At 66.3% G+C, this 22,843-nt stretch carries 22 protein-coding genes and 1 pseudogene; 4 read left to right on the forward strand and 19 right to left on the reverse strand.

What is annotated here, in order from left to right; all coding sequences use genetic code 11:
- The first annotated feature begins 46 nt into the window (after positions 1 to 46).
- Positions 47 to 1,021, forward strand: coding sequence for a tripartite tricarboxylate transporter substrate binding protein (locus GVL12_RS11585; RefSeq protein WP_159914017.1), 975 nt, complete (start codon positions 47 to 49; stop codon positions 1,019 to 1,021).
- A 14-nt stretch (positions 1,022 to 1,035) separates the two neighbouring features.
- On the opposite strand, the gene GVL12_RS11590 is transcribed toward GVL12_RS11585, so the two are convergent.
- From GVL12_RS11590 to GVL12_RS11640, 11 genes and pseudogenes are all read right to left on the reverse strand, one after another.
- The gene (locus GVL12_RS11590) at positions 1,036 to 2,403 is read right to left on the reverse strand and encodes an FAD-binding oxidoreductase (protein ID WP_200843692.1); all 1,368 of its coding nucleotides are present in this window, start codon (positions 2,401 to 2,403) and stop codon (positions 1,036 to 1,038) included.
- Between the two features lie 134 nt (positions 2,404 to 2,537).
- The gene (locus GVL12_RS11595; RefSeq protein ID WP_200843693.1) at positions 2,538 to 3,425 is read right to left on the reverse strand and encodes an ABC transporter permease; all 888 of its coding nucleotides are present in this window, start codon (positions 3,423 to 3,425) and stop codon (positions 2,538 to 2,540) included.
- Positions 3,422 to 4,201, reverse strand: a pseudogene (locus GVL12_RS11600) (ABC transporter ATP-binding protein); the annotation flags it as partial. The pseudogene GVL12_RS11600 and the gene GVL12_RS11595, both read right to left, overlap by 4 nt.
- A gap of 95 nt (positions 4,202 to 4,296) precedes the next feature.
- Positions 4,297 to 5,289, reverse strand: a complete 993-nt coding sequence (locus GVL12_RS11605; RefSeq protein WP_159914021.1) for an ABC transporter substrate-binding protein — start codon at positions 5,287 to 5,289, stop codon at positions 4,297 to 4,299.
- Between the two features lie 56 nt (positions 5,290 to 5,345).
- Positions 5,346 to 6,209 (reverse strand): creatininase family protein, encoded by an 864-nt coding sequence (locus GVL12_RS11610; RefSeq protein ID WP_159914023.1) that lies wholly within the window; start codon positions 6,207 to 6,209, stop codon positions 5,346 to 5,348.
- A 29-nt stretch (positions 6,210 to 6,238) separates the two neighbouring features.
- Entirely contained in the window at positions 6,239 to 6,700 is a 462-nt protein-coding gene (locus GVL12_RS11615; RefSeq protein ID WP_159914025.1) for a RidA family protein, read from the reverse strand.
- On the reverse strand, positions 6,697 to 8,010 hold the full coding sequence (locus tag GVL12_RS11620) for an amidohydrolase family protein (RefSeq protein WP_159914027.1): 1,314 nt from the start codon (positions 8,008 to 8,010) through the stop codon (positions 6,697 to 6,699). Before GVL12_RS11620 ends, GVL12_RS11615 begins: the two co-directional genes overlap by 4 nt.
- Positions 8,011 to 8,028: 18 nt before the next feature.
- Entirely contained in the window at positions 8,029 to 8,616 is a 588-nt protein-coding gene (locus GVL12_RS11625) for an NAD(P)H-dependent oxidoreductase (RefSeq protein WP_159914029.1), read from the reverse strand.
- A gap of 9 nt (positions 8,617 to 8,625) precedes the next feature.
- The gene (locus tag GVL12_RS11630; RefSeq protein ID WP_159914040.1) at positions 8,626 to 8,928 is read right to left on the reverse strand and encodes a 2Fe-2S iron-sulfur cluster binding domain-containing protein; all 303 of its coding nucleotides are present in this window, start codon (positions 8,926 to 8,928) and stop codon (positions 8,626 to 8,628) included.
- 117 nt (positions 8,929 to 9,045) lie between these two features.
- The gene (locus tag GVL12_RS11635; protein ID WP_159914042.1) at positions 9,046 to 9,702 is read right to left on the reverse strand and encodes a TetR/AcrR family transcriptional regulator; all 657 of its coding nucleotides are present in this window, start codon (positions 9,700 to 9,702) and stop codon (positions 9,046 to 9,048) included.
- A 41-nt stretch (positions 9,703 to 9,743) separates the two neighbouring features.
- Positions 9,744 to 10,271: a nucleoside deaminase gene (locus GVL12_RS11640; RefSeq protein WP_159914044.1), complete on the reverse strand. Its 528-nt coding sequence runs from the start codon at positions 10,269 to 10,271 to the stop codon at positions 9,744 to 9,746.
- A gap of 290 nt (positions 10,272 to 10,561) precedes the next feature.
- Between GVL12_RS11640 and GVL12_RS11645 the strand changes: the two genes are divergently transcribed.
- Positions 10,562 to 11,554 carry an isopenicillin N synthase family oxygenase gene (locus GVL12_RS11645; RefSeq protein WP_159914046.1) on the forward strand — a complete coding sequence of 331 codons (993 nt, stop codon included), beginning with the start codon at positions 10,562 to 10,564 and terminating at the stop codon, positions 11,552 to 11,554.
- 30 nt (positions 11,555 to 11,584) lie between these two features.
- On the opposite strand, the gene GVL12_RS11650 is transcribed toward GVL12_RS11645, so the two are convergent.
- Positions 11,585 to 12,679: an alkene reductase gene (locus tag GVL12_RS11650; protein ID WP_159914048.1), complete on the reverse strand. Its 1,095-nt coding sequence runs from the start codon at positions 12,677 to 12,679 to the stop codon at positions 11,585 to 11,587.
- A gap of 73 nt (positions 12,680 to 12,752) precedes the next feature.
- The gene (locus GVL12_RS11655; protein WP_159914050.1) at positions 12,753 to 13,190 is read right to left on the reverse strand and encodes a MarR family winged helix-turn-helix transcriptional regulator; all 438 of its coding nucleotides are present in this window, start codon (positions 13,188 to 13,190) and stop codon (positions 12,753 to 12,755) included.
- A 56-nt stretch (positions 13,191 to 13,246) separates the two neighbouring features.
- Here GVL12_RS11655 and GVL12_RS11660 point away from each other — a divergent pair, with 56 nt between their 5' ends.
- Both GVL12_RS11660 and GVL12_RS11665 read left to right on the forward strand, forming a co-directional pair.
- The gene (locus tag GVL12_RS11660) at positions 13,247 to 13,810 is read left to right on the forward strand and encodes a PaaI family thioesterase (protein ID WP_200843694.1); all 564 of its coding nucleotides are present in this window, start codon (positions 13,247 to 13,249) and stop codon (positions 13,808 to 13,810) included.
- The gene (locus GVL12_RS11665; RefSeq protein ID WP_159914052.1) at positions 13,797 to 14,267 is read left to right on the forward strand and encodes a MaoC family dehydratase; all 471 of its coding nucleotides are present in this window, start codon (positions 13,797 to 13,799) and stop codon (positions 14,265 to 14,267) included. The genes GVL12_RS11660 and GVL12_RS11665 overlap by 14 nt, the downstream gene beginning before the upstream one ends.
- A 138-nt stretch (positions 14,268 to 14,405) precedes the next feature.
- Here GVL12_RS11665 and rpoD read toward each other — a convergent pair whose 3' ends face one another.
- From rpoD to GVL12_RS11695, 6 genes are all read right to left on the reverse strand, one after another.
- Positions 14,406 to 16,640 (reverse strand): RNA polymerase sigma factor RpoD, encoded by a 2,235-nt coding sequence (rpoD, locus tag GVL12_RS11670; protein ID WP_306770596.1) that lies wholly within the window; start codon positions 16,638 to 16,640, stop codon positions 14,406 to 14,408.
- A 449-nt stretch (positions 16,641 to 17,089) separates the two neighbouring features.
- The gene (dnaG, locus tag GVL12_RS11675; protein ID WP_159914056.1) at positions 17,090 to 19,108 is read right to left on the reverse strand and encodes a DNA primase; all 2,019 of its coding nucleotides are present in this window, start codon (positions 19,106 to 19,108) and stop codon (positions 17,090 to 17,092) included.
- Between the two features lie 590 nt (positions 19,109 to 19,698).
- Positions 19,699 to 20,028 carry an SMR family transporter gene (locus tag GVL12_RS11680; protein WP_306770598.1) on the reverse strand — a complete coding sequence of 110 codons (330 nt, stop codon included), beginning with the start codon at positions 20,026 to 20,028 and terminating at the stop codon, positions 19,699 to 19,701.
- A 152-nt stretch (positions 20,029 to 20,180) separates the two neighbouring features.
- A complete protein-coding gene (map, locus tag GVL12_RS11685; RefSeq protein ID WP_159914060.1) occupies positions 20,181 to 20,978 on the reverse strand; it encodes a type I methionyl aminopeptidase in 798 nt (265 codons plus the stop codon).
- The gene (locus GVL12_RS11690; RefSeq protein ID WP_159914062.1) at positions 20,975 to 21,226 is read right to left on the reverse strand and encodes a ParD-like family protein; all 252 of its coding nucleotides are present in this window, start codon (positions 21,224 to 21,226) and stop codon (positions 20,975 to 20,977) included. Before GVL12_RS11690 ends, map begins: the two co-directional genes overlap by 4 nt.
- 49 nt (positions 21,227 to 21,275) lie before the next feature.
- Entirely contained in the window at positions 21,276 to 22,841 is a 1,566-nt protein-coding gene (locus GVL12_RS11695) for a phospholipase D family protein (RefSeq protein WP_159914064.1), read from the reverse strand.
- Between the last annotated feature and the right edge of the window lie 2 nt (positions 22,842 to 22,843).

Below are 22,843 nucleotides of genomic sequence, written 5' to 3' on the forward strand. Positions count from 1 at the left end.
GCGTGATGCGCAGGCTTTTCGAAATGAAAAGAGCCGGAGACAAAAAATGCATTTCCCCACGACTTCCCGCCGCAGCATTCTTGCGCTGGCCGCCGCCAGCCTGGTCGCGCCCTTGAGCGCCATGGCCCAGGCCGACAGGCCGCTGCGCGTGATCCTGCCGCTGTCGGCAGGCTCGGGCGCCGACGGCGCGATCCGCGCGATCAGCACCCAGCTCGCCAGGGCCGTGGGCCACCCCGTGGTCATCGAGAACCTGCCCGGCGCGGGGGGCATCACGGGCACGGCGCAGATCGTGCGCGGGCCCAGGGACGGCTCGACGATAGGCGTGGTGTCCAACAACCATGTGGTCAATCCCAGCGTCTATCCCTCGATCCCGTTCGACGCACTCCAGGACATCGCGCCCATCACCATCATCGGCGCGACGCCGTTCGTGCTGGTCGCCAACCCTGGCTTGCCGGCGCGCACTATCCAGGAACTCGTGGCGCTGGCCAAGGCCAGGCCCGGCGCGCTCAACTACGGCTCGTCAGGCAACGGCACCATCTTGCACCTGGGCGCGGCAATGTTCGTCGACCAGGCCGGGATCGACATCAAGCACATTCCCTACAAGGGCATGGGCATGCTGATGAACGACCTGCTCAGCGGTCAGGTCCAGTGGGGCGTGGTGGCGCTTGCGCCCGCGGCGCCGCACATCAGGAGCGGCACGCTGCGCGCCCTGGGCGTTACCACGGCCCAGCGCGTGCCGGCCATGCCCGATCTGCCGACCATTGCCGAGCAAGGCCTGCCCGACTATGCGCTCGAAGGCTGGATCGCGGCCATAGGCCCCAAGGACCTGCCCATGACCGAGCGCAACCGCCTGCACCAGGCTTTCCAGCAGGCGCTGGCCCAGCCCGAAGCGCGCAATGCGCTGATCGCCCAGGGCTATGAAATCAAGCTGACCCCACCCGAAGCCACGGCGGAATTCATGCGCTCCGAGCTGCAACGCATGGGCCAGATCGTCAAGAACGCCAAAGTAAAGGTGGACTGAAGAGCCGGGCGTGTCTACGCCGTCTGGCGCAGCGGCTGCACGGCTTCCCAGCTGCGCAGCTTGCCCGGATTGAGCAGGCCCAGCGGATCGAAGCGCTGCTTGGTGCTCACCACGGCCGGGTCGAGATTGTTCTGCTTGCCGTCCTCGACGATATAGACATGCGGGTTGTTGATCTGCACGCCATGGTCGCGGTGGATCTGCATGATCTGGTTGAGCCGCTGCTCGGTGGTGTAGCGGATGATCTGCAGGCCGCTGCAGTTGAACGCGCCTTCCTTGGTGCGCAGGAACTCGAGGTGCATCATCACTTCGCCGCCCAGCGCGGCTTCGAGGGCCTTGACCTGCTCGATGCGGCGCGCGGGGTTGAAGCCGCTCTGGATATAGGTCAGGCCCTTGTCGACTTTCAGCGCATGCAGCGTGGTGTGGTTCCAGGTGTATTCGATCAGTGTCTTGTTGCCGGCCTTTACTTCGTCGGCCGTCTTGCGGTAGGTGACCCGGCCGCCATGTTTGGCCACCATGTCGCGCATGCCGGCTTCGGAGTGCGGCGCGACCAGCAGCAGCACCGCGTGGCAGCCCTGGGGCAGGTGTTCGGCGAGACCAGTGAAGTAGTCGGGAATCGGCGCGGCCAGAAAGCAGACTTCCTTTTTCTCCAGGCCGGGCGCGCTGCCGAAGCGGTCGGCGAATTCCAGCGCCGCATCGAATGCATCGAAGGCCGCGATGCACTCGGTCCAGGGTACAGCGGGCGTGAGCGCGACTTCGAGTTCGAGCACGATGCCGTTCGTGCCATAGGTGTGGTGCAGCAGCATGGCCTCGGCGCCGCGCAGCTCTATGATCTGGGGCTCGGCTTCCACCGTCATGGCGCGCACGGCCAGCACATTGCCCGGGGCGGCGAGCGGGCCATGGTTGATCGAGCCCGCGCCGCCAAAGCCGCCGCCGAACAGGCCGCCCAGTGTCGCGCTGCGGTAGGTCGAGGGTAGCCAGCGCAGCTCCTGACCCAGCGGCTTGGCCTGGGCGTCGAAGTCGGCCAGGCGTATGCCGGCCTGCGCCCGGCCCACGCCGTCGCGCACCCAGCCAAAGGCGTTGTAGCCCGACAGGTCGAGGATCACGCCGCCATGCAGCGGCGTGCACTGGCCGTAGTTGCCCGTGCCGCTGCCGCGCACGGTGAGCGGAATGCCCGCGCTGGCGCAGGCCGCGACGACCTGGCGGATTTCCTCTTCGCTGCGTGGGCGCACGGCGATGTCGGCGCGCTTGCCCGCGAGCTCGCGCTTGAGCACCGGACTGAACCAGGCGAAGTCCTGCGACAGCCGGCCCACGCGCAGCGGGTCGGCGATCCAGTCGAGATCGGGCAGTTGTTCGGGAAGTTGGTGGGCGGCGATGGATGTCATGATTTATGTAGGTGCGCGTGCAAAAACGGGACAGCGGGGGGCGCCGAGCAAGGGCCGCCCCGCAGCGACGGCGCCGTCCCCCTCCACCGAAGGTTGAGAGGGGGAAGACGGGGCCGGCCATCCGGCGAAGCGGCTCAGGGGGTGATTTCTGATGAATGCCAGCTGCCCAATGCCAGCCGGCTAAGCCAGGCCATGGCGACAAACATGCCCACGCCGGTCAGCGAGATCAGCAGCAGCGCGGCGAACATGCGCGGGATATTGAGCTGGAAGCCCGCCTGCAGGATCTGGTAGGCCAGGCCCGCGCCCGAGCCGCCCGTGCCCGCGACAAACTCGGCCACCACGGCGCCTATCAGCGCCAGGCCGCTGGAGATGCGCAGCCCGCCGAAGAAGTAGGGCAGGGCGCTGGGAATGCGCAGCCGCACCAGGGTCTGCAGCCGCGTGGCGCGGTTGAGCTGGAAGTAGCTTTGCAGGTCGGGCTCCACGCTGCGCAGGCCCAGCGTGGTGTTGCTGATGATGGGAAACAGCGCCACCAGCGCCGCGCAGATCACCATCGAGGCCGTAGGGTCCTTGACCCAGATGATGATCAGCGGCGCGACCGCGACGATGGGCGTGACCTGCAGCAGCACCGCATAGGGAAACAGCGCCATCTCGATCAGTTTGCTCTGCACGAACAGGAACGAGATCAGCACGCCGGCCACGGTGGCGGCGAGAAACGCCAGCACCGTGATCTTCACCGTGACCCACAGCGAGGCGCCCAGTGCGGCCCAGTCGGTGATCAGCGTCTCCATCATCAGCAGCGGCGAAGGCACGAGGTAGGGCGGCAGCTCCAGCCCCGTGACCAGGCCCTGCCACAGCGCGATCAACACCATGCCGACCAGCAGCGGATAGAAGATGCGCTGCACGCGCGGCCGCGCCAGCAGCGGCGCGCGCGCGGGCTTTGGCGGGCTTGCGGCCTTCTTGGCGGCTGGCACTGCGGGCGCGCTACGTGGCACGGCCGCAACGGATGGAAAAGGGGTGCTCATGCGAAGGCCTCCGTGGAGTCTGCGCTGGCGCGCAACAGGCTGTCCTGCAGCAGCTTGGCGTAGCGGCTGAATTCGGGCGAGACCATGAAGTCGGCCGTGCGCGGATAGGGCGCGTCGATATGGAACGCTTCGACGACGCGGCCCGGGCGCGCGGCCATCATGACCACGCGGCTGGAGAGAAACACCGCTTCGTGGATGGAGTGGGTGACGAAGATCACGGTGAGCTTCTTCTTGCGCCACAGGTCGAGCAGGTCGGCGTCGAGCTTGTGGCGCGTGATTTCATCGAGCGCGCCAAAAGGCTCGTCCATCAGCAGCAGGTCGGGCCGGGTCACCAGGCCGCGCGCGATCGAGACGCGCATCTGCATGCCACCCGACAGCGCGCGCGGCAGCGCGGACGCGAACTTGGCCAGGCCCACCAGGGCCAGCGCTTCGCTCACGCGCGCATCGGCCTCGCCGCGCGCAACGCCCGCAAGGTCCAGCGGCAGGCGCACATTGGTCTGCACGCTGGCCCAGGGCATGAGCGTGGGCGACTGGAACACAAAGGCCATCTTCTTGCCGCTCTCGCCCAGCTGAGCCACGGGCTTGCGCCACAGGTGCAGGCGGCCGTCGGTGGGCTCGAGCAGGCCGGCCACCATCTTGAGCAGCGTGCTCTTGCCGCAGCCCGAGGGCCCGAGCAAGGTGACGAATTCGCCTTCCTCTATGCACAGGTCCACGGGCAGCAGCGCCTGCGTGCCGTTGGGGTAGGTCTTCTCTGCGGACAGCACTTCCACGGCGGGCGCGGAAGGCTGAGCCAGGGGCGGGGTTTCAGCGGGGGCCATGGTCGCCTTTCGATAAATGAGGTCTGGACCTCTGTTTCAGGGCTGTCGGGGAATCAGGGCAGAACCTTGAGGTCCTTGACGAAGCGGGTGGTGTAGGTGTCGGCGAGCTTGACCTTGGCGGGGTCGAGAAGCTTGGTCTCGACGAGGAAGTCGTAGCTGGCCTTGGCGCGCGCGTCGGTCAGCACGCCTATGCCCATGCTGGCCGCGTCGCCGCCCGTGACCATGCCCAGCTCCTTGAGCTTGGCGACGCTGTAGGCCAGCTGTTCGTCGCTCATGTTGGGGTTGTCCTTCTTGATCAGCGCGTTGCCGGGCGCGGGGTCGGCGAGGTAGCTCTTCCAGCCTTCCATCGAGGCCTTGACGAAGGCGCTCACGGCGGCGCTGCGCGTCTTGAGCGTCTTGTCCATGCACGACACCGTCGTGGCGTACGCGGGGTAGCCCTGGTCGCTGAACATCAGCGTGGTGGTCTTGACGCCGGCCTTGGCAATCGCAAACGGCTCGGAGGTCAGATAGCCCTGCTGGGCGGTGTTCCTGTCGGCGACGAAAGGCTGGATGTTGAAGGTGTAGGGGCGGGTCTGCGCATCGGTGAAGCCGTACCTGGCCTTGAGCCAGGGCCAGTAGCCGCGCTGCGCCGAGGAGCCGATCAGAATGGTCTTGCCCTTGAGGTCCTCGAACTTCTTGACGTCGTCATGCGCGATCAGCACCTGCAGGTCCTTCTGGAACACCGCGGCGACATTGGTCACGGGCACGCCGCCTTCGCGCATCTGGATCATCTGCAGGTCGCTGGACCCCATCACGCAGTCGGCCTGGCCGGCGGCCATCATCTGCACGATATTGACCTGCGGGCCACCCATCTTGATGGTCGCGTCCAGGCCGTGTTTCTTGTACAGGCCCGTGGCCAGCGCCTGGTAGAAGCCGCCGTGCTCGGCCTGCGCGTACCAGTTGGTCATATAGGTGAACTTCTCCTGCGCCTGCGCGGTGCCGAGGGCACCAAGAGCAAGCAGGGCGGCGGCACCAAGTCGGGAAAGGCGGGAAGCGGTCTTCATCATGGCGGTACTCCGGAAGGGGGCAGGACAGAGGGGGATAGGGAAAGGATTCGCAGGTTTCAGGCCAGGGCCGTGGAATGCTCCACATGGCCGGTGTGGTGGGCGCGGCCCCAGGTGGGCTCGGGGCGCGCGGCCCATTGCAGGTGGTGCAGTTCGGTGATTGCCGCGGCCCAGCTCACGGCCAGCGAATCGAGAATCGCCTGGCCCTGCTCGGCCGTCGCGGGCAGCGGGTCGCCGATGATTCCGCTGGGCCCGAAGTCGCGCGCGCTCCAGGCGCAGGCGGGCCGGCCGTCGGGCGACAGCAGCGGCGAATCGAACACCGGCGGGTAGTTGCTCACGGCGCGCTCCATGTGCACGGTGTCGGGCGCGAGCGCCAGCATCAGCGCGGTCTCGGCATGGCCGGCGTGCATGGCAAGCTTCTTTTCGGTGTCCGACAGGTACTTGCCGGCCACATGCGGCACGCGCCAGGTGAAGCTGGGCACGACGATGAAATCGCCATGGCGCAGGCGCAGCTCGCGCGCGCACATCTCCATCACCTGGGGCTGGCCGCCATGGCCGTTGACGAACAGCAGCTTGCGAAAGCCCGCGCGGTAGACCGACTCGCCGATCTCGTTCATCGTTGCCAGCAGCGTCTCGCCGCTGAGCGTCACGGTGCCCGGAAAGTGCAGGTGCTCTTCCGACTTGCCGTAGGTGATGGGCGCCATCGCGAACGCCGGCACGTCGGCGGGCAGGCGCGCGAGCGCATGGCCCACCACGCCGGCGCTGATCACCGTGTCCACCGCGCAGGGCAGGTGCGGGCCGTGCTGTTCGGTCGCGCCCGTGGCCAGCACGATCACGGTGTTTTCCTTGTCGGGCAGGTCGACGATTTCGGTCCAGCTCAGGTAGGGCAGGTAGCGGTGGGGCGGGGTGTAGCCATGCAGCATGGGGAAGGTCTTTCGTGGGCAGGAGGGGTTCAGCGCCGGGGCAGCCAGGCCGTGGCTTCGACTTCGATGAGGATTTCGGGCGTGGGCAGCATGGCGCTGACTTCAACCACCGTGGAGGCCGGTGGCTCGCCCGGGAAGAACAGCTTGCGCACCCGGCTGTACTGGGGAAAGTGGTCGAGGTTGCGGAAGTACTGCACCAGCTTGACCACGTCGGACATCTGTCCGCCCGCGGCTTCGATGGTCAGGCGTATGCGGTCGAGCACATACCAGCTTTGCGCGAGGATCGGGCCCTCCTTGACGTCGCTGCTGAACTCGCCCGTGCGGCCTATCAGCGTCGCGGCGTCGTCGGGAATGTCGGCGTAGCCCTGCACGATGCGGCCGGCCGCGGGATCGACGGCGATGATTCCCGAGAGAAACACCATGTCGCCCGCGCGGCGCCAGGCCGCGTAGCGGGCCAGGGGTTGGGCAATGCCGGGTGGGGTGGCGCTCATGCGAGGCTCCTTGCGAGGGGGGGAATGGACGAGGCGGGGGTGAACCAGCCGGCATTTGCCTGGCCGCTCGCGACCCGGCCCTGGCGCAGCACCAGGCGCGGCTGCGTGCGCGAGGGAAAGCCCCAGCCGTCGGCCTGGTGGAAGACGATCAGATCGGCGCTGCTGCCCGGCGCAAGCGGCAGCGCCTGCGGTCCGCGGCTGAGCCAGTCGGCGCGGCACAGCGCTTGCGACCAGCGGTCGAACGGCGCATCGAGCTGCGCGGCGAGCACGCCCGTGGCCAGGGCTTCGAGCGGGTCGAAACTGCCCACGGGGCAGAACGGGTCCTGCACGTTGTCGCTGGCAATGAGCACCGGAATGCCGCGCGCATGCGCTTCCTTGACCAGGGTGAGCCCGCGCTGGCGCGGCGTGCGGCCGGTGACGGCGTCCTGCAGCAGCAAGTTGGTGATGGGCAGCGTGACCAGCGTGATCGGGCTTTGCGCCACGGCGTCCAGCGTCGCCAGCGCCGTGGCTTCGTCCTGCGCGGCCAGCGCGCAGCTGTGGCCGCAGACCACATGGCCGTCGAAGCGCAGCTCCTGCAGCAGCGCGGCCGTCGTCGCCAGGCCCTGGGCGCCGGGGTGCAGTTCTTCATCGACATGCAGATCGACGTTCAGGCCATGCAGCTGCGCGGCCTCGAACAGGTGGCGCAGCGCCTGCGGGTTCCAGTTGGTCGTATGCACGAAGCCGCCTAGCAGCGCGCCCGGGCCGCTTGCGGCCACGATGCGCGCCAGGCGCAGCGCGCTGCGGCGCTCGGCATACAGATGCAGAGGAACCAGCGCCACGCGCTCGAGCGTGAGCCGCCCGGCCCATTCCTGCGCGAGTTCGCGCAGCACGTTCCAGGCCAGCGGCTGGGCCTCGGGCTCCCACCAGTCGCAGTGGGTGCGCAGGTGCACCGTGCCGGCCGCATAAGCCCATTGCAGCGCGCGGCTGGCGCGTTCTCGTACATCGGCCTCGGTCCAGCCCTGGCGGTCGACCATCATCGCGGCTATCGCGCCCAGCAGGCCAGGCTTCACGGCGCCCATGCGCGCCAGTGTGAAGGCCTTGTCCAGATGCGTGTGGGCGTCGACCAGGCCGGGCAGCACCAGCGCGCCGGCCAGGTTCCAGGCGCTGCCCGCGGGCGGCGTGAACGCGCTGTCGTGCGGCGCCATGCCCAGCACACGGCCATTGGCCAGGTGCAGGTCGGCGAGCGCGGGCTGGCCGCCATGCAGCGGCCACGGATCGGGCAGCAGCCAGCGCGGCAGGCGGGCGGCGAGAAGATGGTCGGGAGCGTGCATGTCGAATCCTTCAGGCGATCAGGAAAAACGCGCCATGGCCTCGCCCACGCGCGCCTTGAAGGCCGTGAGGCGCTGCGGCGTGGCCACGTTCATGTGGTAGTACGCGTGGTAGTCGACGCGCGCCTTGCCGCCCGTGAGCAGGCGCAGGTAGCGCGTCACGGACTTGCGCGGCGGGTCGCCCATCAGCAGCGCGGTCCAGCGCGGGCGGCCATAGGTCACCACGGCCGAAATGCGCTTGAGGTGGGTCAGCGCGGGCTTGACGTTGTGCGGGTCGCTGATGTCGAAAGCCACGCCGGGCATCAGCACGCGGTCGAAGAAGCCCTTGAGCATGGCCGGCATGCCGAAGCACCAGGTGGGAAAGCAGAACACCACGGCTTCGGCGTTGAGCAGCCGGTCCACATAGCCCTGCACCGGCAGGCGGTTGCCGGGCACTTCGTGGTAGCCCAGGCGCTCTGCGCGGCTGAGGACCGGATTGAAGTCCTCGGCATACAGATCGCAGTCGTCGACTTCATGTCCGGCGCTGCGCAGGTTGAGCACCACCTCGGTATGCAGCGCCGCGTGGTAGCTGGTCTCGACCGGGTGGCAATAGATGACAAGAACGCGCATGGTCGGCCCTCAGAGATCGAGCGTGAGGGTGGGGCCGAGGCTGCGCGCGCAGCAGACCGCGACATGGGTGCGCTGCTCTTCTGCGCTCAGGCAGCTGTCGCGGTGCTCGGGCGCGCCAGCTAGCCAGCGCGTGACGCAGGTGCCGCACACGCCTTGCTCGCACAGCGTGTCGAGCGCGATGCCGGCGAGCTGCAGCACGTCGGCCATGCTTTCGCCGGGCTCGACGGCCAGGCGCAGCTGGCTGCGCGCCAGCACCAGTTCAAAAGCGTGTTCGATGACGGGGGACGAAGGAGCAGGGGCGGTGATTTGCATGTTTGACCATTTGATTTGATCGATTGGTCAAATCATTGCAAATGCTGTGCCAGCCTGCTCCCCTCTGGCAGCGGCTCGGCGCTGTCGCCCTGGTGCCCGCGAACGTGCAGGCCGTCTTTATTCTGGTGCGAGCCCGCAGCCCAGCAGCACAAAAGTGGTGAGCTCGCGCATGATGGGTTCGCGGTCTATGGCGGCGTCGGGCGCGACGCCCAGCATGATGTGCACCTGCACGCCGTAGTCGGCGTAGTGCTGGGTCATTCCCCAGATCTGCATCAGCAGCACCGTGGGGTCGAGGGCGCGCATGCGGCCTTCGGCGATCCAGCGCTTGATCAGATCGACCTTCTGCTGCGTGGACTTCATCGCCACCGGCCAGTACCTGCCCAGGTTGCGCCCGCCGCCCAGCACTTCGGTGGTGAAGATGCGCGACAGGCCAGGGTTGTCGAGCGCGTAGTCGAGCTTCTTGCGCACGTAGCCGCTGAGCACCGTCTTCGGGTCGTCGCTGTCGCTGTCGAAGACAAAGGCGCTGGACCAGCCGCCCAGCACCGAGTACAGCAGCTCCTCGTAGAGCTCTTCCTTGCTGCTGATGTAGTAGTGCAGATGGGGCTTGGTCAGCCCCGCGCGCTCGGCGATCGCCTTGGTCGATGCGCCCTTGAAGCCATGGCGGCTGAACTCGGCGATCGCGGCCTCGCGGATCGCGCCCAGGATGCGTTCACGGCCTTGTTTGGTGCGGCTGGTGAGTGCACCGGCGGGCGCACTGTCTTCGGGTTCGGTCATGGGCGGAGCAATGGAGAGCGACGCCGCCGATTCTGCCTGCATCAGGCTTTCCAGAAGCCGATATGGGGAAGGCTGGCTTCCTCGATCATGGTCGGGCCAATGCACTCGATCTCATGCGGCGAGGCCGCGAACACATCGCGGCAGGACAGCTCGGCATCGCGCTGCTCGGGCCGCTCGCCGCGAAAGACGCGCAGGCGCTGGGCATCGATGCCGAACACCACGCGCCCTATGCCCGACCAGAAGATCGCGCCCGCGCACATCACGCAGGGCTCGGCCGACGAGTACAGCGTGGCCTGGGCCAGCACCTCGCGCGCAACGCGCGGGCTCAGCTGGCGCACGGCATTGGTTTCGGCGTGGCCCGTGCAGTCGCCGGTCTCGGTGGTATTGCAATAGGCCTCGGCCAGCAGCGTGCCGTCGGCGTCGACCACCACCGCGCCAAATGGGCGGTTGCCGCGCGCACGCGCCGTGTTGGACAGGCCTATGGCCTGGCGCAGATAGCGGCCATCGGTGTCGCCGACGGGCATGGGTTCTTCGAGCGGGGCAGGGGTCGCAAACATCAGGGCGGGCATGGCGGTTTCCGTCGGTTGGGGGATCGCAGGCTGTCGCTGCGGATGTCTGCGCCATGCACTTTGCATGCCAGGCGGGCACTCTTCTTGCTTGGCCTGTGGCAGGAGTAGAAGCGTTCACTGTGCAGTCCACGGGACCTGGCCAGCCGGAAATTGCTCCTGAAGCCTCACCACACGGTGCGCCTGTGCGCACCATGGCTTCAGGAACCACCGGGCCGTGCCCGAGAACGCCCGGATTGCTGAAGCCTGGAGTGGGAAGACCTTTGTTTCACTTCCATCTTCTGGAGAACCGCATGACTGCCGCCACCTACGACCTGACCGAACTGCAGAAAGAAACGCGCATGGGCGCGATGGGCTCGGAAATCAGCCACCGCGAAATCCGCCGCATCGACCTTTGCGACTTCGCGTTGCGCAAAACCGAAATCGCCGAGCAACTCTGGGACGCGGCCGTCGATGTCGGCTTCTTCCAGGTCGTCAACCATGGCATTGCCCTCGATGATGTCCACCACGCGTTTGCCATGACCGAGCGCTTCTTCGCGCTGCCCGATGCCGTCAAGGCCCGCTACCCGTTGAAGAAGGCGCTCAACGTCGGCTGGGAAAGTCGCGCCCAGGTGCGGCCGTCAACGGGAACGCCCGACCAGAAGGAGTCCTATCAGATCACGCGCCCGCACATGCTGGGCCTGTGGCCCAGCGAGCAAGAGCTCGCGGGTTTCCAGGCAACCATGCTGGCCTTTGAAGGCCAATGCTGGCAGGTGGCGATGCAGGTGCTGTCGTGCTTTGCCTGGAAGCTGGGCTTCGACGACGGCTTCTTCCTGCGCGCCCACGATCCGGCGCAAGGCAGCTACCAGAGCACCTTGCGCCTGCTGCATTACTTCGCGACGCCGCCAGAGCAGCAGGCCAGCCTGGGTCTGTGGCGTGCGGGCGCGCACACCGACTTCGACTGCCTGAGCCTGTTGTTCCAGCGCCAGGGCCAGGGCGGGCTGCAGGTCTGCCCGGGCAAGGAGATGGAGAGCCAGGAGTGGACCTCGGTCGAGCCCGATGAAAAGGCGATCACCTGCAATATCGGCGACATGCTGATGCGCTGGAGCGACGACCAGCTGCCGTCGAACTTCCACCGCGTGAAGAACCCGCTGCCCGGCGAATACATGGGGCCGCGCTACAGCATGGCCTTCTTCGCCCAGGCCAACCGCGACGCCATCATCGAAGGCCCGGGCCGCAAGTACCCGGCGATTGCCGCCGGGGACTACCTGAACCAGCGCGTGGCCGCGAACTTCAAGGCCTATTGAACGCCGGCCGTACGGCCGGAGCGCAGCCGCCTACGCCGCGCTGGTCTCGGCCAGCGTCGGGTAGTCGATGTAGCCTGCCGCACCGCCGCCGTAAAGCGTCTTGGGCTCGAGCGCCGCGAGCGGCGCGCCGATCTTCAGCCGTTCGACCAGGTCGGGATTGGCAATGAACGGCCGGCCAAACGCGAACAGGTCGGCCTTGTCCTGCGCGAGCCGCGCCGATGCCAGCTCCCGGTCATAGCCGTTGTTGGCGATATAGGTGTTGCGAAAGCGCTTGCGCAGGCTGTCGTAGTCGAACGGCGCGGTATCGCGCGGCCCGCCGGTCGCGCCTTCGACCACATGCAGGTAGACCAGGTCCAGCGCGTCCAGCCCGTCGACGATGTACTCGAACTGGGCCTGGGCATCGCTGCCGGTGATGCCGTTGGCGGGCGAGACCGGCGAGATGCGTATGCCCGTGCGCTTGGCGCCGATCTCGCCGACCACGGCCGTCGCGACTTCGAGCATCAGGCGCGCGCGGTTCTCTATCGAGCCGCCGTATTCATCGGTGCGCTGGTTGGCGCCGTCCTTGGCGAACTGGTCGAGCAGGTAGCCGTTGGCCGCGTGGATCTCGACGCCGTCGAAGCCCGCGGCAATCGCATTGGCCGCGGCATTGCGAAAATCGTTGACGATGCCCGGCAGTTCACGCAGCTCGAGCGCGCGCGGTTCCGAGACTTCCTCGAAGCGATTGTTGACGAAGGTCTTGGACTTGGCGCGGATCGCCGACGGCGCCACGGGCGCGGCGCCATCGGCCTGCAGATCGACATGCGAGATGCGCCCCACATGCCACAGCTGCAGGAAGATATGGCCGCCCTTGGCGTGCACGGCATCGGTCACCTTGCGCCAGCCCGCGATCTGCGCGGGCGTGTAGATGCCGGGCGTGTCCTGGTAGCCCTGGCCCTGCTGCGAAATCTGCGCGGCCTCGGAAATCTGCAGGCCGGCGGATGCGCGCTGGCTGTAATAGGTGGCCGCCAGGTCACCGGGCACAAAGCCTGCTTCCGCGCGGTTGCGCGTCAGCGGCGCGAGCACGATGCGGTTGGCGAGCGTCAGGGCTCCGAGGGAATAGGGCTGGAACAAACGGCTGTCGGTCATGGCATTTTCCTTGGGGTGGGTAACAGGCAGTGGCGCGCGGTCCGGGCCGCGCGCCGCAGGGGGCAGGCAGTCTTTATTCGGTGGCGGCGTCGTCGTCGAAGCACGCGATGGCGTCGTCGAGCAGCTCATGCAGCGCGGCAACGCGGTCCACGCCCAGGCGTTCATTGAGCGCCAGCTGCGCGAGCTTCCAGGCGCGCTGGCCTTCGACGCGCTTGGCGCGTCCGTCTTCGGTGATCTCCACCAGGCGGCTGCGCGCATCCTCGCCCGCACCTATCCTGAGCCAGCCCTGGGCGACCAGCGGCTGCATGTTGCGCGTGAGTGTGGACGCGTCCATCTGCATGCGCTTGGCGAGATCGCTGGGGCGTATGGGGCCGAACTTTTCCACATGGGACAGCAGCGAGTACTGCGTGGTCTTGAGCCCGGCCGCTGCGGTGTAGTGGTCGTAGTGGCGTGTCACCAGCCGGGTCAACTGGCGCAGCTTCAGATTGGTACAGCCTTGGGGTGTGTTCATCTGCTATATTGTACTTGCAATACTTGTATATACAATTATCTGACAAGGAGCAACTGATGGAGATGGAAATGGACCCCGTTGTGGCCCGCTGGAGCGCGCAGGAAGCCGAAGTGCGTTCCCGCCTGAACGTCGACGCCGCGCCGCCCGTGTCGCTCGCCGGCCTCACGGGCATGGAGCTGTTCGAGGCGATCTTTGCAGGCGAAATTCCGCCCGCGCCGATAGGTCTCACGCTGGACTTCGTGCCGATTCACATGGAGCCGGGCGCCGCGGTCTTCCAGGGCCGGCCGCAGCGCAGGCACTACAACCCGCTGGGCAGCGTGCATGGCGGCTGGTTCGCCACGCTGCTCGACTCGGCCGTGGGCTGCGCCGTGCACACGCTGCTGCCCGCGGGCAAGGGTTTCACCACGCTGGAGCTCAAGGTCAACATGGTGCGCGCCCTGAACGACCGCGTGCCCCTGGTGCGCGCCGAAGGCAAGGTGATACACCAGGGCCGCCAGGTCGCGACGGCCGAAGGGCGCATCGTCGGCCCCGACGGCAAGCTCTACGCGCATGCGACCACGACCTGCCTGATCTTCGATCTTCCACCCAGCGCCCAGGAGTCTTCCCATGTCCGCCACTGACGCCCTCTCGCTTTCCTACCTTGATGACCTCGTGCCCGGCCAGCGCTTTGTCGGCAGCACGCGCTTGCGCGTGGACGCCGAGCGCATCCAATCCTTTGCCGCCGAGTTCGATCCCCAGCCCTTTCATCTGGACGACGACGCCGCGCGCGCGACGCTGTTTCGGGGCCTGGCCGCAAGCGGCTGGCATACGGCTGCCGTGACCATGCGGCTGCTCGTGGACAACGAGTTCCAGCTCGCGGGCGGCATCATAGGCGCAGGCTTTGACGATCTGCGCTGGCCGCTGCCCGTGCGCCCTGGCGACACGCTGCGCGTGGAATGCGAAGTGCTCGAAGTGCGGCCTTCGAAGTCGCGGCCCGGGCAGGGCCTGGTCAAGCTGCGCACCACGACGTTCAACCAGCACGACCAGGCGGTGCAGATTTCCGTGGGCAATCTGGTGGTGCCGCGGCGCGGGCCCTGAGCAGGAAAGGCAAACTCCGCACTTCCGTTCGCCCTGAGCTTGTCGAAGGGCGTTTCAGGGCAATCGGCATGCGAGTGCTCGCGCCCCCATAAAAAAAGCCATCCCGAAGGATGGCTTTGTGCCGTAAAAGCGCGAGGCTTACAGCGAGTCGATAAAGCTGCGCAGCTTGTCCGAACGCGAAGGGTGCTTGAGCTTGCGCAAGGCCTTGGCTTCGATCTGGCGTATGCGTTCACGCGTCACGTCGAACTGCTTGCCCACTTCTTCCAGCGTGTGGTCGGTGGACATTTCGATGCCGAAGCGCATGCGCAGCACCTTGGCTTCGCGCGGCGTCAGGCCGTCGAGGATGTCCTTGACCACGTCGCGCAGACCGGCCTGCATCGCGGCATCGATGGGGGCGGTGTTGGCACCGTCCTCGATGAAGTCGCCCAGGTGGCTGTCGTCGTCGTCGCCGATCGGCGTTTCCATGGAGATCGGCTCCTTGGCGATCTTCATGATCTTGCGGATCTTGTCCTCGGGGATTTCCATCTTCGCGGCCAGGATGGACGCATCGGGCTCGAAGCCGAACTCCTGCAGATGCTGGCGGCTGATGCGGTTCATCTTGTTGATGGTCTCGATCATGTGCACCGGAATCCGGATGGTGCGCGCCTGGTCGGCGATCGAGCGCGTGATGGCCTGGCGGATCCACCACGTGGCATAGGTCGAGAACTTGTAGCCGCGACGGTATTCGAACTTGTCCACCGCCTTCATCAGGCCGATGTTGCCTTCCTGGATCAGGTCGAGGAACTGCAGGCCGCGGTTGGTGTACTTCTTCGCGATCGAAATCACCAGGCGCAGGTTGGCCTCGATCATTTCCTTCTTGGCATCGCGCGACGCACGTTCACCGTCGTTCATGCGCTTGTTGATGTCCTTGAGGCCTGGCAGGGGCACGACAACGCGGGTCTGCAGGTCGATCAGGTTCTGCTGCAGTTCCTGCACGGGCGGAATGTTGCGCTCGAGGATGGTGCTCCACGACTTGTTCGAATGGGCCTGCTTGACCACCCATTCGAGGTTCAGCAGGTTGGCCGGGAATTCCTTGATGAAGGTTTCCTGGGGCATGCCGCACTTGTCGACGATGATGCGGCGCAGCTCGCGCTCCTTCTTGCGCACGTCATCCACCTGGGCACGCACCAGGTCGCAGAGCTTCTCGATGGTCTTGGCCGTGAAGCGGATGGTCATCAGCTCTTCGGTCAGCGCGGCCTGCACCTTCATGTACGCAGGCGTGCCGTAGCCTTCCTTGTCGTAGATCTTGTGCATGCGCTCGAACAGCTCGCGCATCTTGTCGAAGCGCGACAGTGCGTCGTTCTTGAGTTCTTCGAGCTTCTTGGTCAGCGCCTTGGAGCCGCCCTTGCCGTCGTCGTCGTCTTCCTCGTCGAATTCGTCGAAGTCTTCCTCGGCCACGTAATCGTCGGCTTCGTTGGGGTTGGAGAAGCCGTCGACGATGGTTGAAATGACAACCTTGCCGTTGCGGATTTCCTCGGACATGTTGAGGATTTCGGCAATGGTCGCGGGCGATGCGCTGATCGCCTGCATCATGTCCTGCAGGCCGCCTTCGATGCGCTTGGCGATTTCGATTTCGCCTTCGCGCGTCAGCAGCTCCACGGTGCCCATTTCACGCATGTACATGCGCACCGGGTCGGTCGTGCGGCCGAACTCGGAGTCGACCGTCGACAGCGCGGCTTCGGCTTCTTCCTCGGCTTCCTCTTCGGTCGTTGCCGACTGGCCGGTGTTGTTCAGCAGCAGCGTCTCGGCGTCGGGCGTCTGTTCATAGACGGCCACACCCATGTCGTTGAGCATGGAGATCACGACTTCCAGCGTTTCGGCATCGACCAGCTTGTCGGGCAGGTGATCGTTGATTTCGCCGTGCGTGAGGTAGCCGCGGGTCTTGCCCAGCTTGATCAGCGCCTTCAGGCGCTGGCGGCGGGTCAGCATTTCCTCTTCGGTCAGCACGGTTTCGTCCAGGCCGAATTCCTTCATCAAGGCGCGTTCCTTGGCCTTGCTGATCTTCATGCGCAGCGGCTTGACCTTTTCGGTCGTGGCCGTGGCCGTGGTCGTCGTTTCGACGGTCTCGACTTCGCCTTCGAGGTCCGACTCGATGTCCGACAGGTCGGTATCGTCCATGTCGTCGCCGTCTTCCTTGGACTTGGGCTTGCGGCCACGCTTGGCGGGCGTCTTGTCTGCCGCAGCCGCCTTCTTGGCCGCAGGGGCTTTCTTCACGGCGGGTTCGGCGCCGTCTTCGGCTGCAGCCTTGGGCTTGCGGCCGCGCTTGGCGGGGGCGGCGGCCGCGAGCAGGGCGTCAGCGGCGGCGATGAGTTCAGCAGAGGTCTTGGTGGCCACGGATTTGACTTTCTTGGCAGCGGCTGGGGGCTCAGTCGCTGTTGGGGTCGCAGATGTTACGGTCTTGCCCAGTGCTTGGGGCACGGGCTTGGCAGCTGCGGTTGCAGACACGGATTTTTCGGTTTTTGCAGCGGGGCCAACGGCAGACTTGGGCAACTTCGGGGACTTTGAAGCGGGCATGAACACCTCTGATGCAAAATCGAACACACAAAGAAAACACAAGCGCCTAAGATTCCGGCGCAATAGATGCAATCCCGCCATAGGCAGGTTCGGCATCCGGAGAAAGATCTCCCGGGCAAGATGTCTGGGCGAACATTTGGGGTGCAGTCCTTGCGGTGATTTGGGTCCGTGCAGTTGCTGCTACTTACGTGTTTTTCACGTTGACCCGGCCCGGAGGTGCTGCTGTCGCTCTTGCCGCTAGCCTTTAATTATATCTTTGTCCAGCGATTTCAAGAGGGGTTGCGCGTTTCATTTTCTAAAAATTGTAAGCGAGTGTATATATCTCGCAGTTGCTGCGCAGCGTGCGGGTCGGTGGAGATCGCCATGGCGACCGTGTGGGTCTGCTGCTTGAGGTGGTCGATCAACACGCGGTTGAGTACACCGCGCAACTCGCGGCGCAGTTCGGGCAGCTCGCCTTCGGGCTGCGCATGCGGCCCCGTCATCAGGCGTTCGGCCAATGGCGCCACACCCGCATCCATGCATTCCTGCAAGCGCTCGCGCAGCACGGCCCAGGGTTGGGCGCCATACTCCTGAAATTGGGCCTCGAGCCACGAAAACAAGCCGCCATGCGGCGCGCCGCAGCGCGCGAGCGCGTCGAAATCCTCGTGCGTGAGTTCTTCCATGAACTCCATGTGGGCCATCAGCAGCCGCGCGGCCTGGTCGGTCTTGGTCGCTGGTGCGCTGCGCGGCCCGCGTGAACCGGCGTCGAAGCGGTTCGCGGGCTGGCGGTCGCGCCCCCAGCTGCCTTTTTCCCATTTCTTGCCTTTGCCCTGCGGGGGGCTCCAGGCGCCGCTCTGGCTGGCGGCGTCGTAGCCGCCGGCCTGGCCGCCGCTGTAGCTGCCCGCGCCCGGCGGCATGTCGTGGCCCCAGTCCATGTCGGGCGGGGCGCCCGCGCCGCGGCCGCCGGCGTCATGGCCGGGCGCGGCAGCGCTGCGCATGCCCGGACGCGCCGGTTCCTTGCTCCACAGCTCGCTCAAATCCTGCAACTGCAGCTGGGCGAGCTCGGCGATTTCGGCGATCAGCTGGCGCTTGAGCACGCCATCGGGCAGCAGCGTCCACAGCGGCCGGGCATTGCTGGCCATGTGCGCCCGGCCTTCGGCCAGACCCAGGTCGCAGCCTTCGCTGGCGGCGTCGATCAGGAAACGGCTCAGCGGCTTGGCATCGCCGACCTGGCGCGCAAATGCATCGGTGCCGAATTCGCGGATGAAGCTGTCGGGGTCGTGCTCGGCCGGCAGGAACAGGAATTTGAGGCTGCGCGTATCGGTCGCATAGGGCAGGGCGGCTTCGAGCGCCTTGTGCGCGGCGCGCCGGCCCGCGCTGTCGCCATCGAAGCTGAACACCACGGCGTCGGTGAAACGGAACAGCTTTTGCACATGGTCGGGCGTGCAGGCCGTGCCCAGCGTGGCGACGGCGTTTGCAAAGCCCAGCTGGGCCAGCGCGACCACGTCCATATAGCCTTCGGTCACCAGCGCATAGCCCATTTCGCGCAGCGCGTTGCGCGCCTCGAACAGGCCGTAGAGCTCGCGCCCCTTGTGGAATACCGGGGTTTCGGGCGAGTTCAGGTACTTGGGCTTTTCGTCGCCGAACACCCGCCCGCCAAAGCCTATGCACTCGCCCTTGACGTTGCGGATGGGGAACATCAGCCGGTCGCGGAAGCGGTCGTAGCGCTTGTTGTCTTCCTCGTTGACGATCACCAGGCCGCTTTCGTGCAGCAGGGGGTCGTCATATTGGGCAAACACGCTGGCCAGGCTGCGCCAGCCTTCGGGCGCGTAGCCCAGGCCGAAGCGGGCGGCCGTGGCGCCCGAGACGCCGCGGCCCTTGAGGTAGGCGATGGCGTGCGGCGAGTCCTTGAGGTGGCGGCGGTAGGCTTCGCCGGCTTTTTCCAGCACGTCGCTGAGCGTGGCCTGCCTTTCCTTCTGCGCGGCCTGGCGCTGGCGTTCCTGGGGACTGATGTCGTCCTGCGGAACGACCAGGCCGACCTGGCCGGCCAGGTCCTGCACGGCTTCGACAAAGCCCATGCCGGCATGCTCCATCAGAAAGCCGATGGCGTTGCCGTTCTTGCCGCAGCCGAAGCAGTGATAGAACTGTTTGGAGGGGCTGACGCTGAACGACGGCGACTTCTCGCCATGGAAGGGGCACAGCCCCATGAAGTTCGCGCCGCCTTTGCGCAGCTGCACATAGCGGCCGACGATGTCGACCACGTCCACGCGGGACAGCAGCTCTTGGATAAACGATTGGGGGATGGACACCGGGCGTATTTTGAACTATCCGGCGCCGGCCTGGCTGTTCAGGGGCAAGGCGCGGCATTCATTTCCGGGTTCCAGGCGCCTGCGCCATGGATGGCCGGCAGACGGCGCATGGCTTGATGGCGGGCGAAATAAAAATGGCCCGCACCTTGCGATGCGGGCCGGTCTCCTCCGCCCCGGTACATGCCGGGGTGGTCCTCTGTTGTCTGTTGATTCCGTGCAGATGGTCTCGCCGTGGCCAGGGCCGGCGAAAAGCGGCTGCGGCAGGGCGTCATGCAGGAACGGATGCCATTGTAGGAAGCCCGCGGCAACGCTGCCAGCCTTTTATTTTAATAAATGATGTTTTATATAAGACATGAGACTTGCATGGTCTTGGGTTGCGGACGTCTTATTTATTCATCCGTTCAAGTGCTTGTTTTATCAGGTGATTTCCTATTTTCAGAAAATGCAGAAATGCTTGAACTAAATGAATTTCTCTGAATTCCTGAGAAACTCAAGAGGGCAATATGTGTGAAAAAGGGGTAATCGAGGCATGGGCCCGGGCGCGGCCCTTGCATCCGTCGAATGCCGTGCGCGCCCCTGCGGCGCAGACCTCAATGCCCCGCGGAGGTGGAAAACAGCTGGATCACCAGCACCCCCGCGACAATCAAGCCCATGCCGATCAGCGCCGCGGCGTCCAGCGTCTGGCCCTGCCAGAACCAGGCGATGGCCGAGACCAGCACGATGCCCGCGCCCGACCAGATTGCGTAGGCCACGCCCGTGGGCACGGTGCGCAGCGTCAGCGACAGGAAGAAAAAGGCCAGCGCATAGCCCACGGCCGTGATCAGCGAAGGCCACAGCCGCGTGAAGCCTTCGGCGCTCTTGAGAAAGGAAGTCGCGATGACTTCGCAGACGATGGCCAGCGCCAGATACAGATAGCTCAAGGACATAGGTAATGGCGTCAGTTTTAGTTATCCATGGCGCTCACGCAGTCCATGAATTGGCATGCCCCAGGTCAGGGACGCCGAGGAAGGGCCGCCCCGCACCGACGGCGTCGTCCCCCTGGGGGGAAGCGGCGGAAGCCGCTCAGGGGGGATCACAGTTCCGCGTAGTCGCCCGTGCCTTCGGGCCAGGGCGTGAGCACTTCGTAGCCGGTCTCGGTCACGCAGACCATGTGCTCCCATTGGGCCGACAGCGATTTGTCGTTGGTGATCACGGTCCAGCCATCGCTGAGTTCGCGCGTCGCGGCCTTGCCGGCGTTGAGCATGGGCTCGATGGTGAAGATCATGCCGGGCTCGAGCCTGAGGCCCTGGCCGGGCACGCCGTAGTTGAGCACGTCGGGTGTGTCGTGGTAGATCTGGCCTATGCCGTGGCCGCAATACTCCTGCACCACGGTGAAGCGCTCGCGCCTGGCGACGCTTTCGATCGCATGGCCGACGTCGCCCAGCGTCGCGCCGGGGCGCACGGCCTGCACGCCTGCGCGCATCGCCTCATAGGCCGTGCGCACCAGGCGCCTGGCCTGGGCCCGCGGCTCGCCGACGATGTACATGCGGCTGGTGTCGCCGAACCAGCCGTCCTTGATCAGCGCCACGTCGATGTTGACGATGTCGCCGTCCTTGAGGATGTCGCGGTCCGAAGGAATGCCGTGGCACACCACATGGTTGACCGACGCGCAGACGGTCTTGGTATAGCCGTGGTAGCCGATGTTGGCCGGAATGCAGCCCAGCGTGCCGACGATGTAGTCGTGGCACAGCTTGTCGAGATCGTTGGTGCTCACGCCGGCGCGCACATGCGGCACGAGCATGCGCAGCACATCGGCGGCGAGATGGCCGGCCTGGCGCGATTGCGCGATGTCGGAAACGGTGTGGATCGGGGTGGAGCTGGAGCGCCTCATTGCGCGGCTCCGGGTGTCTGCTGCGGCCTGGCCTTGGCGCGCGGCGGCACGGGCAGCGCAAACGATGCGGGCGTGGCGTGCTGGATCAGCAGCTGGCAGATATCGGAGTAGGTCAGCTGCGGATGCAGCTCGGCCATCATGCCGACCCGCAGCCAATGTTCGGCCTGTGCGTTGATGGAACGGCTCAGGGCCGTGCTGGCGGTGCGCACGCTGTCATGCAGTGCGTCTGATATTTTGACAATTCCCATGCGGCGCGATTATACGTTCCATTACGTTTCGTATACTGCGCTGCGAAAATCACAGCAGCCATTCGATGGGCAGCCAGGTCAGCAGGCGCAGCCAGACGCGTTCTAACCAGTGGCTGCCGGGCTCCGTGCGGTAGACCGGTGGCGGGTTGCCGGCGCCCGCATGCCATTCGATCTGCCCTTGCGCGTCGAGCCGCACGCGGTAGCTGCGCTGCGGGATCTGCTGCGCAAAGGCTTGGGACACCTGGCTGGCAAGCCGCGGGCTGTCGATCACGAAGCCCAGCTCGGTATTGAGGTGGGCCGAGCGCGGGTCGAAGTTGAACGAGCCGACGAAGACGCGCCGGGCGTCGATCGCGAACGTCTTGGCGTGCAGGCTTGCGCCGGAGCTGCCGAACGGGCCCGGTCCGTGCTCCCCGCTGGCGGTGTCGGGGCCGGGGCGCATTTCATAGAGCTCCACGCCTTCGGCCAGCAGCGCGCGGCGCCAGCGCGCATAGCCGGCGTGCACCACGGCCACGTCGGTGGCCTGCAGCGAGTTGGTCAGCACGCGCACGGCGATGCCGCGCTGGCGCAGTTGCGCGAATGCCGCGACACCGGCCTGCGTGGGCACGAAATAGGGCGAGACCAGGTCCAGCGTGCGTTGCGGCTCGCCGATGATGGGGGCGAGCTGCGTCAGCAGCAGCCCGGCGGGCAGGGCGCGGCCCAGGCCCTTGGCCGGGTCGTCGCTGACCATGCGCACCTGTGCCCATTCGAGCGGCAGCACGCCTTGCAGCAGTTGCTGCAGAAACGGCGCCTGGACCACGGCGCGCTGGTACTGCTGGGTGGCCGGTGATGCCGCCGCTTGCGCGAGCTTGGCATCCAGGCGCTGGCGCTGCGCAGGGTGGGGTGAAAGCAAGGGCGCGACCGGATGGGACGAGTCGCTGGCCCAGTAGCGGTCGAAGTCGTGCGAGACCTCGGGCACGATGGCGCCCACGGCCAGCACGTCGAGGTCGGCGAACAGCACGCCTTCGGTTGCGCCGAAATATTCGTCGCCTATGTTGCGCCCGCCGATCACCGTCGCCTGGTTGTCGGCGGTCAGCGACTTGTTGTGCATGCGCCGGTTGGCACGCGCGAAATCGGTGAGGTAGCCCAGGGCCTTGGGGCGGCGCACCGCCATGGGGTTGAACAGGCGCACTTCGATGCGGGGGTGCTGGTCGAGCGCGCTCCACTGCGCGTCCAGCCCCGAAGTGCCGACGTCGTCGAGCAGCAGGCGCACACGCACGCCGCGCCCGGCCGCGGCCAGCAGTTCCTGGACCAGCAGCGCGCTGGTGGTGTCGTCGTGCCAGATGTAGTACTGCACGTCGAGCGTGCGCTGCGCGGCGCGCATCAGCAGCGCGCGCGTGGTAAACGCTTCGAGGGGATCGGACAGCGCGTAAATGCCGGTGAGCCCGGGGTGGGCGGCTGTCTGGGGCGCGAGCGCCTGGCCCAGCCGGGTCTGCAGGGCGTCACTGGCCGCCAGCGCGGTGCTGGTCGTGCGGTCATCGAGCGGCGGCAGGCCACAGGCGCTCAGCCAGCCGCATGCGGCCAGCAGCAGCAAGCGCCAGCGCAGGCGCCAGCCTTTGCGTGCAAGGCGCAGCGGCATGC

Origin of the sequence: Pantoea sp. 18069 (genome assembly GCF_902706035.1) — a bacterium.
GTDB lineage: Bacteria > Pseudomonadota > Gammaproteobacteria > Burkholderiales > Burkholderiaceae_C > Comamonas.

Excerpts from the sequence above, each read along its gene's own strand:
- GVL12_RS11620 (WP_159914027.1), bottom strand. The coding sequence starts at position 8,010 with ATGCACGCTCCCGACCATCTTCTCGCCGCCCGCCTGCCGCGCTGGCTG.
- map (WP_159914060.1), bottom strand. The coding sequence starts at position 20,978 with ATGAGGCGCTCCAGCTCCACCCCGATCCACACCGTTTCCGACATCGCG.
- GVL12_RS11645 (WP_159914046.1), top strand. The coding sequence starts at position 10,562 with ATGACTGCCGCCACCTACGACCTGACCGAACTGCAGAAAGAAACGCGC.
- GVL12_RS11635 (WP_159914042.1), bottom strand. The coding sequence starts at position 9,702 with ATGACCGAACCCGAAGACAGTGCGCCCGCCGGTGCACTCACCAGCCGC.
- GVL12_RS11625 (WP_159914029.1), bottom strand. The coding sequence starts at position 8,616 with ATGCGCGTTCTTGTCATCTATTGCCACCCGGTCGAGACCAGCTACCAC.
- GVL12_RS11610 (WP_159914023.1), bottom strand. The coding sequence starts at position 6,209 with ATGCTGCATGGCTACACCCCGCCCCACCGCTACCTGCCCTACCTGAGC.
- GVL12_RS11660 (WP_200843694.1), top strand. The coding sequence starts at position 13,247 with ATGGAGATGGAAATGGACCCCGTTGTGGCCCGCTGGAGCGCGCAGGAA.
- GVL12_RS11650 (WP_159914048.1), bottom strand. The coding sequence starts at position 12,679 with ATGACCGACAGCCGTTTGTTCCAGCCCTATTCCCTCGGAGCCCTGACG.
- GVL12_RS11695 (WP_159914064.1), bottom strand. The coding sequence starts at position 22,841 with ATGCCGCTGCGCCTTGCACGCAAAGGCTGGCGCCTGCGCTGGCGCTTG.
- GVL12_RS11615 (WP_159914025.1), bottom strand. The coding sequence starts at position 6,700 with ATGAGCGCCACCCCACCCGGCATTGCCCAACCCCTGGCCCGCTACGCG.
- GVL12_RS11585 (WP_159914017.1), top strand. The coding sequence starts at position 47 with ATGCATTTCCCCACGACTTCCCGCCGCAGCATTCTTGCGCTGGCCGCC.
- GVL12_RS11665 (WP_159914052.1), top strand. The coding sequence starts at position 13,797 with ATGTCCGCCACTGACGCCCTCTCGCTTTCCTACCTTGATGACCTCGTG.
- GVL12_RS11590 (WP_200843692.1), bottom strand. The coding sequence starts at position 2,403 with ATGACATCCATCGCCGCCCACCAACTTCCCGAACAACTGCCCGATCTC.
- GVL12_RS11595 (WP_200843693.1), bottom strand. The coding sequence starts at position 3,425 with ATGAGCACCCCTTTTCCATCCGTTGCGGCCGTGCCACGTAGCGCGCCC.
- GVL12_RS11605 (WP_159914021.1), bottom strand. The coding sequence starts at position 5,289 with ATGATGAAGACCGCTTCCCGCCTTTCCCGACTTGGTGCCGCCGCCCTG.
- GVL12_RS11640 (WP_159914044.1), bottom strand. The coding sequence starts at position 10,271 with ATGCCCGCCCTGATGTTTGCGACCCCTGCCCCGCTCGAAGAACCCATG.
- GVL12_RS11630 (WP_159914040.1), bottom strand. The coding sequence starts at position 8,928 with ATGCAAATCACCGCCCCTGCTCCTTCGTCCCCCGTCATCGAACACGCT.
- GVL12_RS11690 (WP_159914062.1), bottom strand. The coding sequence starts at position 21,226 with ATGGGAATTGTCAAAATATCAGACGCACTGCATGACAGCGTGCGCACC.
- GVL12_RS11655 (WP_159914050.1), bottom strand. The coding sequence starts at position 13,190 with ATGAACACACCCCAAGGCTGTACCAATCTGAAGCTGCGCCAGTTGACC.